Origin of the sequence: Halopseudomonas yangmingensis (assembly GCF_900114825.1) — a bacterium.
Classification (GTDB): domain Bacteria; phylum Pseudomonadota; class Gammaproteobacteria; order Pseudomonadales; family Pseudomonadaceae; genus Halopseudomonas; species Halopseudomonas yangmingensis.
Genome location: NZ_FOUI01000014.1, coordinates 36,778 through 50,120 on the forward strand (window position 1 = coordinate 36,778; position 13,343 = coordinate 50,120).

The 13,343-nt window shown below is 63.0% G+C and carries 11 protein-coding genes; 2 read left to right on the plus strand and 9 right to left on the minus strand.

All coding sequences use genetic code 11. The features are described from left to right. Position 1: 1 nt before the first annotated feature. Together BMZ23_RS12005 and BMZ23_RS14990 are read right to left on the minus strand one after the other, a co-directional pair. Positions 2-1,669 carry a BCCT family transporter gene (locus tag BMZ23_RS12005; protein WP_093477657.1) on the minus strand — a complete coding sequence of 556 codons (1,668 nt, stop codon included), beginning with the start codon at positions 1,667-1,669 and terminating at the stop codon, positions 2-4. A gap of 212 nt (positions 1,670-1,881) precedes the next feature. After that, on the minus strand, positions 1,882-2,058 hold the full coding sequence (locus BMZ23_RS14990; protein ID WP_177197282.1) for a hypothetical protein: 177 nt from the start codon (positions 2,056-2,058) through the stop codon (positions 1,882-1,884). Between the two features lie 118 nt (positions 2,059-2,176). On the opposite strand from BMZ23_RS14990, the gene BMZ23_RS12010 reads away from it, so the two are divergent. Then, a complete protein-coding gene (locus BMZ23_RS12010; protein WP_093477660.1) occupies positions 2,177-3,175 on the plus strand; it encodes an amidoligase family protein in 999 nt (332 codons plus the stop codon). Further along, positions 3,175-3,852 (plus strand): gamma-glutamyl-gamma-aminobutyrate hydrolase family protein, encoded by a 678-nt coding sequence (locus tag BMZ23_RS12015; protein WP_093477663.1) that lies wholly within the window; start codon positions 3,175-3,177, stop codon positions 3,850-3,852. Before BMZ23_RS12010 ends, BMZ23_RS12015 begins: the two co-directional genes overlap by 1 nt. A 7-nt stretch (positions 3,853-3,859) precedes the next feature. On the opposite strand, the gene BMZ23_RS12020 is transcribed toward BMZ23_RS12015, so the two are convergent. The 7 genes from BMZ23_RS12020 to BMZ23_RS12050 all read right to left on the minus strand — a co-directional run bounded on the left by BMZ23_RS12020 (position 3,860) and on the right by BMZ23_RS12050 (position 13,320). Further along, entirely contained in the window at positions 3,860-4,336 is a 477-nt protein-coding gene (locus tag BMZ23_RS12020; RefSeq protein WP_093477666.1) for a YqhA family protein, read from the minus strand. A gap of 60 nt (positions 4,337-4,396) precedes the next feature. Continuing rightward, the gene (locus tag BMZ23_RS12025; protein ID WP_093477669.1) at positions 4,397-5,293 is read right to left on the minus strand and encodes a ribose-phosphate diphosphokinase; all 897 of its coding nucleotides are present in this window, start codon (positions 5,291-5,293) and stop codon (positions 4,397-4,399) included. Continuing rightward, on the minus strand, positions 5,293-6,870 hold the full coding sequence (locus tag BMZ23_RS12030) for a thymidine phosphorylase family protein (RefSeq protein WP_093477774.1): 1,578 nt from the start codon (positions 6,868-6,870) through the stop codon (positions 5,293-5,295). Before BMZ23_RS12030 ends, BMZ23_RS12025 begins: the two co-directional genes overlap by 1 nt. Before the next feature lie 96 nt (positions 6,871-6,966). Then, on the minus strand, positions 6,967-9,849 hold the full coding sequence (gene gcvP, locus BMZ23_RS12035) for an aminomethyl-transferring glycine dehydrogenase (RefSeq protein WP_093477670.1): 2,883 nt from the start codon (positions 9,847-9,849) through the stop codon (positions 6,967-6,969). A gap of 105 nt (positions 9,850-9,954) precedes the next feature. Beyond that, complete coding sequence (gene gcvH / locus BMZ23_RS12040) at positions 9,955-10,335, minus strand: glycine cleavage system protein GcvH (RefSeq protein ID WP_093477671.1); 381 nt, start codon at positions 10,333-10,335, stop codon at positions 9,955-9,957. Between the two features lie 31 nt (positions 10,336-10,366). Then, positions 10,367-11,452, minus strand: a complete 1,086-nt coding sequence (gcvT, locus tag BMZ23_RS12045) for a glycine cleavage system aminomethyltransferase GcvT (protein ID WP_093477674.1) — start codon at positions 11,450-11,452, stop codon at positions 10,367-10,369. Positions 11,453-11,760: 308 nt separating this feature from the next. After that, on the minus strand, positions 11,761-13,320 hold the full coding sequence (locus BMZ23_RS12050; protein WP_093477777.1) for an ABC transporter permease: 1,560 nt from the start codon (positions 13,318-13,320) through the stop codon (positions 11,761-11,763). Positions 13,321-13,343 lie beyond the last annotated feature (23 nt).

Sequence of the window (13,343 nt, forward strand, 5' to 3'; positions counted from 1 at the left end):
GCTAGTCGCGCGGCTCACTCATCAGGCCCTTGACGATCGCCACACAGCCAACCAGCAGCACCAGGGTAAAGGGCAGCCCGGTAGATACTGCCATTGCCTGCAGAGCGACCAGGCCGCCGCCCAGCAGCAAGGCAATCGCCAACACACCCTCGATGATCACCCAGAACACCCGTTGCGGAACCGGGGCATTGACCTTGCCGCCCGCGGTGATGGTGTCAATTACCAGCGACCCTGAATCCGACGACGTAACAAAGAACACCACCACCAGCACGATGCCGATAAAAGACGCTATGGCTGTGAGTGGCAACTCACCGAGCATCACGAACAACTGCAGCTCAAGCGCGGCATCGCGCACGGCGGTAAAACCGCTGCCGGCAAGCTGGTCAATCGCCGTGCCCCCAAAAGCGCTCATCCACAATACCGATACCAGCGACGGCACCAGCAAGACGGCAATCAGGAATTCACGAACCGTACGACCACGGCTGACCCGCGCGATAAACATGCCGACAAAGGGTGACCAGCTGATCCACCAGGCCCAGTAGAAGGCGGTCCAGCCCTGACTGAAGTTGGCATCCTCACGCCCGATCGGGTTCGACAGTGCCGGCAGGTGTGTCAGGTAGCTGCCGAGGTTGCTGAAAAAGCCGCCCAGTATCGCCAGCGTCGGTCCCACCAGAATGATGAACAACAGCAGGGCAAAAGCCAGACCCATATTCAGCTGCGATAGCCGCTGCACGCCCTTGTCCAGACCGGCCAGCACCGACAGCAGCGCAATCGCCGTGATGCCGACAATCAGCAGTACCTTGGTGACATTGCCGGTCGACCAGCCAAACAGATAGCCGAGTCCCGCCGTTGCCTGCTCGGCGCCGAAGCCAAGGGAGGTCACCAGCCCGAAGATGGTGGCAAATACTGCCAGAATATCGATCACATGCCCGGGCCAGCCCCAGACCCGCTCGCCCAGAATCGGATAGAAGATCGAGCGCACGCTTAACGGCAATCCTTTGTTAAAGGAAAACAACGCCAGCGCCAGCGCCACAATCGCGTAGATTGCCCAGGGATGCAGCCCCCAATGGAATATGGTGGCCGCCATGCCCAGCCGCAGGGCCTGCTCACTATCACCGGCGGCGCCTGCCAAAGGTGCCCAGTCGGTGCGCAGCCCATCCTCGCCAACCGACACACCAGCATAGGCGGTTGCGTAATGTGACATCGGCTCGGAGACGCCATAAAACATCAGGCCAATGCCCATGCCAGCGGCAAACAGCATGGAAAACCAGCCCAGGCGGGAGAAGTCCGGCGTAGCGTCCCGCCCACCAATGCGAACCCTGCCCAGTGGCGAAACGATAAGTGCCAGACACAGCACCACAAAAATATTCGCAGCACCAATGAAGAACCAAGCCAGATTAGTGGTCAGCCAGCCGCGCATGCTGGTAAACACGGCGGCAGCCTCCGCCTGGAGTGCCAGCGTCAGTACAACAAAAAGTACGATGCTGAATGCCGAGACCAGAAACACCACGCTGTGTATATCCAGCCGTATGGTAATCCCACCGGAAAAGTTGTCCTGACCCACCACATAGTCGGTATCGATCAGGTTGGCTGCCCCTGTCGGCGCAGGAATGCCATCAGCCATCTCGGTGGCCTGCCTGGCATCGGCGGCATCATGCTCGTTTGCCATAGTATTTTGCTCCAATCTTTTATCTTCTGATTGATTTATTCAATGACACCCCAATGATAACCGGCATTCGGCCAGCATGAAACCTTTGGGGCGGTAACAATATGAAACAATCAATAGCGCAACTACGAAGCTGCGGCCTGAGATTGCCCGACAACAGTCACTGTCGCCGCGCAAGGAAGGAAGGAGGCTTTGACCCGGCCACAGCAGAGATGTCAGTCTTGGGAGGACTCGAGAATGGCCGCTACATCAGCGGCAGACAGGCTGTACTCGCGCATCAATGTCTGCAACTGTTCGGAGAATGGCTGGCGTGATGGCTGCTTGCGCTCAAGTGCTGCCAGCTGCTCGGCAAGCTGCCTTTCTATGGCACGAAAATCGGCGGTTTTGCTCATTGATGACAAAAGACCCTGAACTGTCCTGTGGAGTGAGCACAAGGCAATTCTACACCAACCGGTTACCGGCTGTATGCAGCATGCTTACTGCCTGCCCGTCGTAACACTGGAGAGCCCCATGGACAGTCACAACTACCCGATGCCGCCACACACTCATGGCAAAGACGGCAAACAACGCAGGATAGGTGTCGAACTGGAGATGAACGGCCTGTCTCTCGACCGGCTGGCCGAACTGGCAGCGGACTTTCTCGACTGCCGGATAGAACACAGCAGCCGCTACGAGCGGACCCTCGTTGGTGATCCAGCCGGAGACTGGGTAGTCGAGCTGGACTTTGCGCTGCTCAAGCAGCTTGGTCGTGAACAACGCGACAACAACCAGCTCAGTGATGAGCTGATGAGCTCTGCGGAGGCTGTACTGGCCTGGTTGTCGGAGGCGCTGGTGCCGCTGGAACTGGTCAGTCCGCCACTGCCGCTGGAGCGCCTGCCCCAGGTCGACCGACTGATTGAGCGACTGCGTGTGGCCGGTGCCAAGGGCACCGGCGACCAGTTGACCAATGCCTTTGGCATGCAACTCAATCCGGAGGTGGCTGACAGCTCTGCCGCCAGCCTGCTGGCTCACCTGCAAGCCTTCCTCTGCCTGCATGACTGGCTGCGCCAGCGTTGTGATATCGACCTGACCCGGCGCCTGACCAGCTATGTCGACCCCTTCCCCGCAGAATACCTGCAACGGGTGCTGGACGACAATTACCAGCCGGACCTGCCAACCCTGATCGACGACTACCTGCAATACAACCCGACCCGCAACCGGGCGCTCGACATGCTGCCGCTGTTTCGCCACCTTGATGAGCAACGGGTTACACGCGCCATCGACGACTCGCGCATCAAGGCACGTCCGACCTTTCACTACCGTCTGCCCGACTGCCGTATCGACCAGCCTGGCTGGGGTGTGCGCGATGCCTGGGAGGACTGGCTGCAGGTCGAACGGCTGGCGGCTGAGCCACAGCGACTGGCCGCCTGTCGACGGGCCTGTCTGGAGCATCTGGACGGCGGACTGATGCGACTACTGGATGACTGGCCGGCACAGGTCGAACAGCAGTGGCTGACCGGGTCAGGCTGATGCGTCCGACCATTCTGGTGACCGGACCAGGTCGCGGCGCCCTGGCGCCACGCTGGCTGGTAGCGGCAGCCCTGTACCGCTACGGCGCCCGGCCCATACAGGTCAGGCCTGGGGATATCTTGGAAACGATCGGCCACCACGGCGTGGTGATTACCGGCGGCCACGACATAGACCCGGTGCTGTATGCCGCCGAGCCGGAAATACAGCCAAGACATGATCCTGAACGCGACGCACTTGAGGCGGCGATCATCGACCATGCGCTGCAACAGCGCCTGCCACTGCTGGGCATCTGCCGTGGGGCACAACTGCTGAACGCTCGCTGCGGCGGCAACCTGTTGCAAGAGTTACGCTCGCACCGGCGTATGACCTCGAACCGCTGGACCGTCCTGCCGCTGAAAACCCTGCTGGTTTCCGAGGGCAGTCGTCTACAGCAATTACTTGAAACCTCGCAAGGACGCATCAACAGCCTGCACAATCAGGCCATCGACCGGGTTGGCGAGGGACTGCAGGTCAGTGGCCGCGATCTGGACAACATCATCCAGGCGGTTGAGGCAAAGGACCATCCCTTCCTGCTGGGCGTGCAGTGGCATCCGGAGTTTCTGCTGCTGCAACGCCGTCAGCGCCGCCTGTTTCAGGCACTGGTGCACAGGGCACGCCAGCAGCAGATGAGCAACTGAAACCTGTCTACTTCAGTGCCTTGCAGGCATATACCGCTGAGAAGGTAACCAGCCCGACCGCTATTCCGAAATACAGGGTTTCCAGCGAACCGCCAGCCTCCACCGCTTGCTCCAGAAACAGGATCATCAGAATAACCATGGATACCTGCAGCAGGGTTATCTTCAGATCGTGGAAGCTTTTCACATTCAGCGCACGCAGGAAGGCGCTATCCTCTACCCGCATCGGCGTAATGAAAATCCGAAACAGGCTGACCGCGATGATCTGAAAGGTGATAGCGATAAACAACAGATCCAGCACTTTCAGCAGACGAACCGCAACCAGCTTTCCGCCATCCGGGCCACTTGGTATTTGCTCCACCAGATCCAGCAGCATATGCCCAACCACATTGATGCTCAGCAGATAGAGAATCAGCGACGAAACCGCCGAGGTCAGCACCGCCACCAGCACCAGATAGCGGCTGCTCTGGAAAAGTTTTTCAATCATCTCGTACCCTCGCAGCCAATCAGCGACTACCAGCTGAAGACCGCCGACAATGGCGTCAGTTCAACGCAGTAGCCGCAGCAAGGCCTCGGCCAGTACTGGTGACATATCGATGGCATTGCTCGGGTGGGCAATACAATCAGTGCTCCATACCTCGCCGACCCCGGCCGCATGTATCTCCTGCAGCGCATCGCCGGCAAACAGCGCGTGGGTCACCGCCACATCCACCGAGGCGGCACCGGCCACCAGCAGTTGTTCGCAGGCCCGCGCCAGGGTGCGTCCGGAGCTGGCCACATCATCCATCAGTACTACCTGACGGCCGCTGACATCCAGCACCGGCAGGCTCACCTCGACCTGCCGATCGCCATGCCGGACCTTGCTGCATATCGCGTAGTCACAGCCGATACGCGCCGCCGCCAGTTCCACCCACTGTGCCGATTCGGCATCCGGGCCGATCAGCAGCGGCTGCTGGCGGCGCTGACCGATCAGATCCGCCAGGCGCGGCGCACCGGACAAGGCGATGGCGTCCGCCAGCGGTATCGCCTCACTCAGGTGGCTGATGCGATGCAGGTGCGGATCAACCGTTATCACCCCGTCAAACAGCTCGGCAAGAAACTGTCCGACAATGCGCTGGCTGACGATTTCTCCGGGATTAAACGCAATATCCTGGCGCATATAGGCCAGATAGGGCGCCACCAGCAGCAGACGCGGGATACCCAGGGACTGGGCATGCCGGGCGATCAGCAGCAGCTCGACCAGCTTGTCGTTGGGACGGTCCAGCGAGCGGTACAGCACCAGCGTCTCGGGCAGCGGCTGATCCTCAGCCCAGGGCAGGGTCAGGCGCAGCTCCTGATCGGGGAAGCGGTGACTGCTGACTTCGGCGGCAGGAATCCCGCAGACACTGGCCAGTCGTTCGGCGGCGGCCCGTTCCTCGGGCAGATACAAGAGTTGTGCGTCCATCAAAACTCCACATTAAGGGGACTGAATTCTCCACGCTCACCCAGCGTATAGCCGGAGGCGCGCTCGCAGGCGGCTCTGGCAAACGCCAGCTCGGTCGGATAGGCGGCGTGCACTCGATACAGCGGCTGTCCGGCAGTCACGTTTTCACCCAGCTTGACCAGCAGATCGACACCGCTGCCCTGGGAGCGCGGTGCGCCGGCACTGCGGGCGATGCGCGCCAGTTGCAGGTTGTCGATACCGATCACGCAGCCGGCGGCCGGCGCATGGACCTCGAAGGCCAGCGCCGCCAGCGGCGGATTTTCCGGGTCAAAATCGCGCATACCCTGGGCTTCAATGATCGCCCGCATGCGCTCCAGCGCACGGCCGGAATCGAGGATGTCGCGGGCAATGCCAAAACCGTCGCCGCCGCGCACATCGGGATCGAACTCGAGCATGCGCCCGGCCAGACGCAGGGATTTCTGGCGCAGGTCGTTGGGCGCCTCGGGGTGATTCATCAATACCCGCATCACATCCCGCGCCTCCAGCACCGGACCGATTCCGCTGCCGATCGGCTGGCGGCCATCGGTGATTACCACATCGATGGTCAGCCCCATACGCCCGGCAACGAACTCGAACAGCTTGCGCAGGCGCTGTGCCTCGGGCATCGAGCGCACCTTAGCCGAGGGGCCCACCGGAATATCCAGCAGCAGATGGGTGGAGCCGGCGGCGACCTTCTTCGACAGGATCGAGGCGACCATCTGCCCCGGCGAGTCGATCGACAGCGGGCGCTCCACCGAGATCAGCACATCATCCGCCGGCGACAGGTCACTGGTACCGCCCCAGGCCAGACAGCCACGATGTCGGTGGACGATTTCGGTGAGCTGCTCGAAGGGCATTTCGACCTGTGCCAGCACCTCCATGGTGTCGGCGGTGCCGGCTGGCGAGGTGATGGCCCGCGACGAGGTCTTCGGGCAGAGCATGCCGTGCGCCGCGACAATCGGCACCACCAGCATCGAGGTACGGTTACCGGGAATCCCGCCGATACAGTGCTTGTCGACCACCGGGTGTTCCTGCCAGTCCAGCCGCCGACCGACCCGGCTCATGGCATCACTGAGGAAGAACACCTCCTCGCGATCGAGTTCGCCCTGGTTGCAGGCCACCACAAAGGCGGTCAGTTCGATCTTCGAGTAACGGTGCTCGGCAATGTCCTGGACTATCCCGGCAAAGTCCGCACGACTCAGGCGCTCGCCGGCAATCTTGCGGTGCAAGGCCGGAATCGAGGTGGCCGGTTCGGCCGGCGAGACGCTGACCGGGTGTCCCTCTTCAGCCCCCAGCTGGGCAAAGGCATCCTCGGACAACCCCAGCTGGTTGCACTCGACAATCCGCGGATCATCCACCACGTTGAGGCTGGCCAGAATGCGCCGGCCATTGGCGCGCACCTCGACCTTGGCCAGTGCCTGGAAGCCCTCGGCGCGGTAGATGGCACAGTCACGGTGCAGGTAGGCGACGTTTTCGCGGTAGGTGTCTATGCCAACCCGGCACAGCCGCAGCTGGTTGTTGCTGTCGGCGCCAGTTGCATTGGCAGGGGATTTTTTCATCGGGCAGATCTCGCTGTCTTCCATCCATTGACTCTACCCCCACGGGTAACCACAACACCAGCCCTGCCGCCAGCCCGGCGACAGGGCGGGTGCACCTCAGGCCTGATAGTCTTCCAGCGGCGGGCAGGCGCAGAACAGGTTGCGGTCGCCGTAGACGTTGTCGATACGGTTGACCGCCGGCCAGAACTTGTTGGCCGCCACCCAGGGCTGCGGAAATACCGCCTGCTCCCGCGAGTAGCCGCGCTGCCAGTCACCGGTGATATCAGCCAGGGTGTGCGGGGCGTTGTGCAGCGGGTTGTCCTCGGCACTCCACTCGCCACTTTCGACCCGGGCGATTTCCGCACGGATGGTCAGCATGGCGTCGACAAAGCGATCCAGCTCGGCCTTCGACTCGCTCTCGGTCGGCTCGATCATCAGGGTGCCGGCCACCGGGAAGGACATGGTCGGGGCATGGAAGCCAAAGTCCATCAGGCGCTTGGCGACATCCTCCTCGCTGATCCCGGAAGCGGCCTTGAGCGGGCGGATGTCGATGATGCACTCGTGCGCCACCCGGCCATTGCGGCCGCTGTAAAGCACCGGGTAGGCCTCGCCCAGCCGCCTGGCTAGATAGTTGGCATTCAGGATCGCCACTTCGGTGGCCTGGCGCAGGCCGCGCGCGCCCATCAGGGCGATATAGGTCCAGCTGATAGGCAGAATGCTGGCGCTGCCCCAGGGCGCGGCACTGACCGCACCATTGCCCGGCTGCGGGCCATCCAGCTGCACCACCGGGTGATTGGCGACGAAGGGCGCCAGATGCGCCTTGACGCCGATCGGCCCCATGCCCGGACCGCCGCCACCATGCGGGATGCAGAAGGTCTTGTGCAGGTTCATGTGCGACACGTCGGCGCCGATGTCCGCCGGACGGCTGAGGGCCACCTGGGCATTCAGGTTGGCGCCGTCCATGTACACCTGACCGCCGTGCTGGTGGATGATCTGGCAGATCTCGCGGATGCCTTCCTCGTACACCCCGTGGGTCGAGGGATAGGTAATCATCAGGCAGGACAGGTTGTCGGCATTGTCGGCAGCCTTCAGGCGCAGGTCCTCGATATCCACGTTGCCCTGCTCGTCACAGGCCACCAGCACCACGCGCATGCTGACCATCATCGCCGAGGCCGGGTTGGTGCCGTGCGCCGACGTCGGGATCAGGCAGACATTGCGGTGCCCCTCGCCACGCGACTGGTGATAGGCATTGATCGCCAGCAGGCCGGCGTATTCGCCCTGCGCGCCCGAGTTGGGCTGCATGCAGATCGCATCGAAACCGGTGATCTCGCGCAGCCAGCTCTCCAGTTCGCCGATCATCTGCGTGTAGCCGGCGGCCTGCTCACGCGGCACGAAGGGGTGCAGCTGGCCGAACTCCGGCCAGGTGATCGGGATCATCTCGGCGGTGGCATTCAGTTTCATGGTGCAGGAGCCGAGCGGAATCATCGAATGGTTCAGCGCCAGGTCGCGGTTTTCCAGCGACTTCAGATAGCGCAGCATCTCGGTTTCCGAGTGGTAACTGTTGAACACCGGATGGCTGAGGAAGGCCGACTGGCGCTGCAGTTCCTGCGGAATCCCCGGCTCGCCCTGAATAGCGGCATCCAGACGCTCGATCTGCTGGCCGTGGGCATCGCCGGCAAAGCAGGCCAGCAGTTGCTCGACGGTGGCGCGGGTGCTGGTTTCATCCAGACTGACACCCAACTGGTCGGCATCGATCAGCCGCAGGTTGATGCGGGCAGCACGGGCGCGCTCGGCAATCTCGGCGGCACGACCCGGCACTTGCAGGGTCAGGGTATCAAAGAAGTACCGGTTGACCCGGCGGATGCCACAGGCCTCAAGGCCGGCGGCCAGAATCGCGGTCAGCCGCTGCACCCGGCGGGCGATGGTTTTCAGCCCTTCCGGCCCATGGTAGACCGCGTAGAAGCTGGCGATATTGGCCAGCAGCACCTGTGCGGTACAGATATTCGAGTTGGCCTTTTCCCGGCGGATATGCTGCTCGCGGGTCTGCAGCGCCATGCGCAGCGCACGCTTGCCACGGCTGTCCACCGACACGCCGATGATGCGGCCCGGCATGGCGCGCTTGTAGGCATCGCGGGTGGCGAAGAAGGCCGCATGCGGGCCGCCGTAGCCCATCGGCACGCCGAAACGCTGGGCCGAGCCGAACACCACATCGGCACCCAGCTCGCCCGGCGGCGTCAGCAGCACCAGACTGAGCAGGTCGGCGGAGACGCAGGCCAGCGCGTTCTGCGCGTGCAACTGTTCGATCAGCGGACGCAGGTCGCGGATCTCGCCCCAGGTGGTCGGGTACTGCAGCAGGCCGCCGAACACCTGATGGGCGCCCAGATTGGCCACATCATCCACCACCGTTTCGAAGCCGAAGGCCTCGGCGCGGGTCTGTACCACCGAGATGGTCTGTGGGTGGCAGTCACGGTCGATAAAGAACAGGTTGCTCTTGCTCCTGGCCTGACGCTTGGCCAGCGCCATGGCCTCGGCGGCGGCGGTGGCCTCGTCCAGCAAGGAGGCGCTGGCCAATTCCATGCCGGTCAGGTCGATCGACAGCTGCTGGAAGTTGAGAATGGCTTCCAGACGGCCCTGGGCGATTTCCGGCTGATAGGGCGTGTAGGCGGTGTACCAACCCGGATTTTCCAGCACATTGCGCAGGATCACGTTGGGCGTCAGGGTGCCGTGGTAACCCATGCCGATACAGGAGGTGAACACCTGATTGCGTCCGGCAACCGCCTTCAGGTAGGCCAGCACCTCGGCCTCGCTGCGCGGCTCACCCAGCGCCAGCGGCTCGCTGCGCAGGATGCTGCCGGGGACGGTTTCGGTGATCAGCGCATCCAGCGAGGGGACGCCGAGGGTCTCCAGCATGGCCTGTTGTTCGGCGGCATCCGGGCCGATATGGCGGCGGATAAAGGCATCGGTCTGTTCCAGCTCGCGGAGACTCGGGGTGTGACTCATGGGTATTCACCTGCACGCATGGATAAGTACAAAGGCCCCGTGCATGACGGGGCCTGAGAAAACACCAGCGTCAGCCGACGCTGGCAGTGCTGGCCGGACGCTGGCTCAGAGCGAGGCGCCGTAACCGTCGGCGTCCAGCAGCTTGTCCAGTTCGGCGCTGTCGGCGGGCTGGATACGGAAGAACCAGGCAGCACCGTAGGGGTCGCCATTGACGGTTTCCGGGGCATCCACCAGCACCTCGTTGATCGCCACCACCTCGCCGCTGAGCGGAGCGTAGATGTCCGAGGCGGCCTTGACCGACTCGACCACCGCACACTCTTCACCAGCCTTCAGCTGGCGACCGACCTCCGGCAACTCGACAAACACCACATCGCCGAGCAGGTCCTGGGCGTGATCGGTAATGCCGACGGTGACAGTGCCATCGGCCTCGACGCGCACCCACTCGTGGCTGGAGGCATAACGCAGATCGGCGGGAATGTTGCTCATGGAAGAATCCTCGACAGGGACAATAAAATGATTATTCGAACACGGCCTTGCCGTGACGCACGAAACCGGGCTTGATCACCCGCACATCCAGCAGCTTGCCGCGAATATCGACCTGGGCCTGCTCGGCGGTGGCCGCCGGCACCCGGGCCAGGGCAATCGAGCAGCCAAGGGTCGGTGAGAAGCTGCCGCTGGTAATTTCACCTTCGCCAACACCTGGCACCAGCACCTTCTGGTGACCACGCAGCACCGCACGCTCGGTCAATACCAGCCCGACCAGCTTCGGCTGGTCGCCGGCGGCACGTTGCGCCTCAAGCGCCTTGCGCCCGATAAAGTCACGGCTGTCCGGCTCCCAGGCAATGGTCCAGCCCATATTGGCCGCCAGCGGCGAGACAGTTTCGTCCATATCCGAGCCATACAGGTTCATGCCCGCCTCGAGCCGCAGGGTATCCCGCGCACCCAGCCCGCAGGGCTTGCAGCCCTCGGCCAGCAGGGTGTTCCACAGCTCGGCAATCTCGCCGGCCGGCAGCATGATTTCCAGGCCGTCTTCCCCGGTGTAGCCGGTACGGGCAATAAACCAGTCGCCCTCCGGCAGCCCTTGGAACACCTTGAGGTCATTGATCAGCGCGGCACGCCGGTCGCTGACCACCGAGGCCACCACCTCACGGGCGCGCGGCCCCTGTACCGCCAGCATGGCCAGATCCAGACGCGGTTCAACGCGCACAGCATAACCTTCAGCCTGACGAGTCATCCACTGGATGTCCTTGTCGCGGGTGCCGGCATTCACCACCAGCCGGTAGCCGTCGGCGGTCAGGTAGACAATCAGGTCATCGATCACCCCGCCCTGCTCGTTGAGCATGGCGCTGTACAGGGCCTTGCCGACCAGTTTCAGGCGCTCGACATCGTTCGCCAGCAGGTGTCGCAGAAAGGCTGTAGCCTCGCTGCCGGTGACATCCACCACGCACATGTGCGACACATCGAACATGCCCAGGTCACGGCGCACCAAATGGTGCTCCTCGACCTGCGACCCGTAGTGCAGCGGCATGTCCCAGCCACCGAAGTCGACTATCTTGGCCGCAGCAGCCAGATGGCAATCATAGAGGGGGGTACGCAGGCCCATGGCGCCTTCCTTCAATCACGGATCAGGTTGGACACGGATGACGGCATGCAGCCACCCGACGGAAAGGGCGAATTGTAGCCAGATTGTTCGGCGCTGTCTCGGCCTGTGGATGACGGCTGGTCGGTTGACGGGGTGGGGGACTTCGGACCAAATAATTACAGTGCACGCGCAATCCCCGGCAAGCGGTTCCGGACACGCCGTAAACCCATCCCTGGGGGCTCGCCGCTAGCCATCCCTGGCTATCGACGGTCCAGAACCGCTTGCCGGGGATTGCGCTTTCCGGCTCACTGCAATTAGTTAGTGTTTCCCTAATACCCGCGTGCCGAGCGGCGGATCAGTACGATTACCGGCAGCAGGCCGACCGCTACCAGGGTCAGCGCCGGCAGGGCCGCGCGCGCCCACTCGCCTTCGGTGGTCATGCCGTAGATGCGCACCGCCAGGGTATCCCAGCCGAAGGGACGCATCAGCAGGGTGGCTGGCATTTCCTTCAGCACATCGACGAACACCAGCAGTGCAGCACTCAGCACACCGGGCAGCAGCAACGGCAGGTAGACCCGCCAGAACACCGCCCAGCCATTCTGCCCAAGGCTCTGCGCGGCCTCCGGCAGCGACGGGCGGATTCGCGCCAGCGCGGTATCCAGCGGCCCGTGGGCAACCGCCATAAAGCGGATCAGGTAGGCCAGCAACAGCGCGAACAGGCTGCCCAGCAGCAACTGTCCGGCCTGCTCGTTACCCAGCCATTGACGCAGCGGAATCAGCAACTGGTTATCGAGGAAGCTGAAGGCAAACATGATGCCGACCGCCAGCACCGAACCGGGCAGTGCATAGCCCAGATTGGCCAGCGCCACCGCTGCCTTGACCCGCCGCAGCGGTTGCAGGCGGCGCGCCAGCACCAGCAGTATCGCCAGCGTTACGGTCATTAAAGCCGCCATGGCACCGAGCATCAGGGTATTGCGGATCACCGCCCACCAGCGACTGTCCAGATCCCCCAGCCCGCTGCCAAACAACCACCAGAGCAGCTGCGCCACCGGGATGATAAAGGCCACCATCAGCACCAGCAGGCAGAACCCGGTGGCCAGCCAGCCGCGCCAGCCGGTCAACTGGTAGAGCGCACCGGCACGCGGCCGGTCCAGCGCCGGAAAGCGCTTGCTGCCTTGCGCCCGGCGTTCGGCAAACAGGGCCAGAAAGACAAACAGCAGCAGCAGACAGGCCAGCTGCGTGGCGGTCTGCAGGCTGTAGAAACCGTACCAGGTCTTGTAGATGGCCGTGGTGAAGGTATCGTAGTTGAACACCGAGACCGCGCCGAAGTCAGCCAGCGTCTCCATGATCGCCAATGCCGCACCGGCACCGATGGCCGGGCGCGCCATCGGCAAGGCCACCCGCAGAAAACCCTGCCAGGGGGTCAGCCCGAGAATCCGCGCCGCCTCCATCAGCCCGCGGCCCTGCGCCATAAAGGCACTGCGCGCCAGCATGTAGACGTAGGGGTAGAACACCAGCACCAGACCGATAACCACCCCGCCAGTCGAACGCACCGGCCACAGCTGGAAGTCGTTGCCCAGCCAGCTGCGCAGCCAGGTTTGCAAGGGCCCGGCAAAATCCAGCACACCGATCATCACAAAAGCCAGCACGTAGGCCGGCACAGCAAAGGGCAGCATCAGCGCCCAGTCGAAGTAACGCCGGCCGGGAAACTGGCACATGCTGGTCAACCAGGCCAGTGACACCCCCAGCAGCACCACACCAACGCCCACACCACCAACCAGCACCAGGGTATTGCCGATCAGCCTGAACAACTGGGTCTGCAGCAGATGCCCCCAGATCATGCTGTCCACCTGCTGCCAGCTCAGCAGCAGCACCAGCAGCGGCATCATCACCAGCGCCGCGCTGAAATAAC

What these genes read in the sequence shown, in the direction of transcription:
- BMZ23_RS12005 (WP_093477657.1), bottom strand. Translation starts at nt 1,669, where the DNA reads ATGGCAAACGAGCATGATGCCGCCGATGCCAGGCAGGCCACCGAGATG.
- BMZ23_RS14990 (WP_177197282.1), bottom strand. Translation starts at nt 2,058, where the DNA reads ATGAGCAAAACCGCCGATTTTCGTGCCATAGAAAGGCAGCTTGCCGAG.
- BMZ23_RS12010 (WP_093477660.1), top strand. Translation starts at nt 2,177, where the DNA reads ATGGACAGTCACAACTACCCGATGCCGCCACACACTCATGGCAAAGAC.
- BMZ23_RS12015 (WP_093477663.1), top strand. Translation starts at nt 3,175, where the DNA reads ATGCGTCCGACCATTCTGGTGACCGGACCAGGTCGCGGCGCCCTGGCG.
- BMZ23_RS12020 (WP_093477666.1), bottom strand. Translation starts at nt 4,336, where the DNA reads ATGATTGAAAAACTTTTCCAGAGCAGCCGCTATCTGGTGCTGGTGGCG.
- BMZ23_RS12025 (WP_093477669.1), bottom strand. Translation starts at nt 5,293, where the DNA reads ATGGACGCACAACTCTTGTATCTGCCCGAGGAACGGGCCGCCGCCGAA.
- BMZ23_RS12030 (WP_093477774.1), bottom strand. Translation starts at nt 6,870, where the DNA reads ATGAAAAAATCCCCTGCCAATGCAACTGGCGCCGACAGCAACAACCAG.
- gcvP (WP_093477670.1), bottom strand. Translation starts at nt 9,849, where the DNA reads ATGAGTCACACCCCGAGTCTCCGCGAGCTGGAACAGACCGATGCCTTT.
- gcvH (WP_093477671.1), bottom strand. Translation starts at nt 10,335, where the DNA reads ATGAGCAACATTCCCGCCGATCTGCGTTATGCCTCCAGCCACGAGTGG.
- gcvT (WP_093477674.1), bottom strand. Translation starts at nt 11,452, where the DNA reads ATGGGCCTGCGTACCCCCCTCTATGATTGCCATCTGGCTGCTGCGGCC.
- BMZ23_RS12050 (WP_093477777.1), bottom strand. Translation starts at nt 13,320, where the DNA reads ATGATGCCGCTGCTGGTGCTGCTGCTGAGCTGGCAGCAGGTGGACAGC.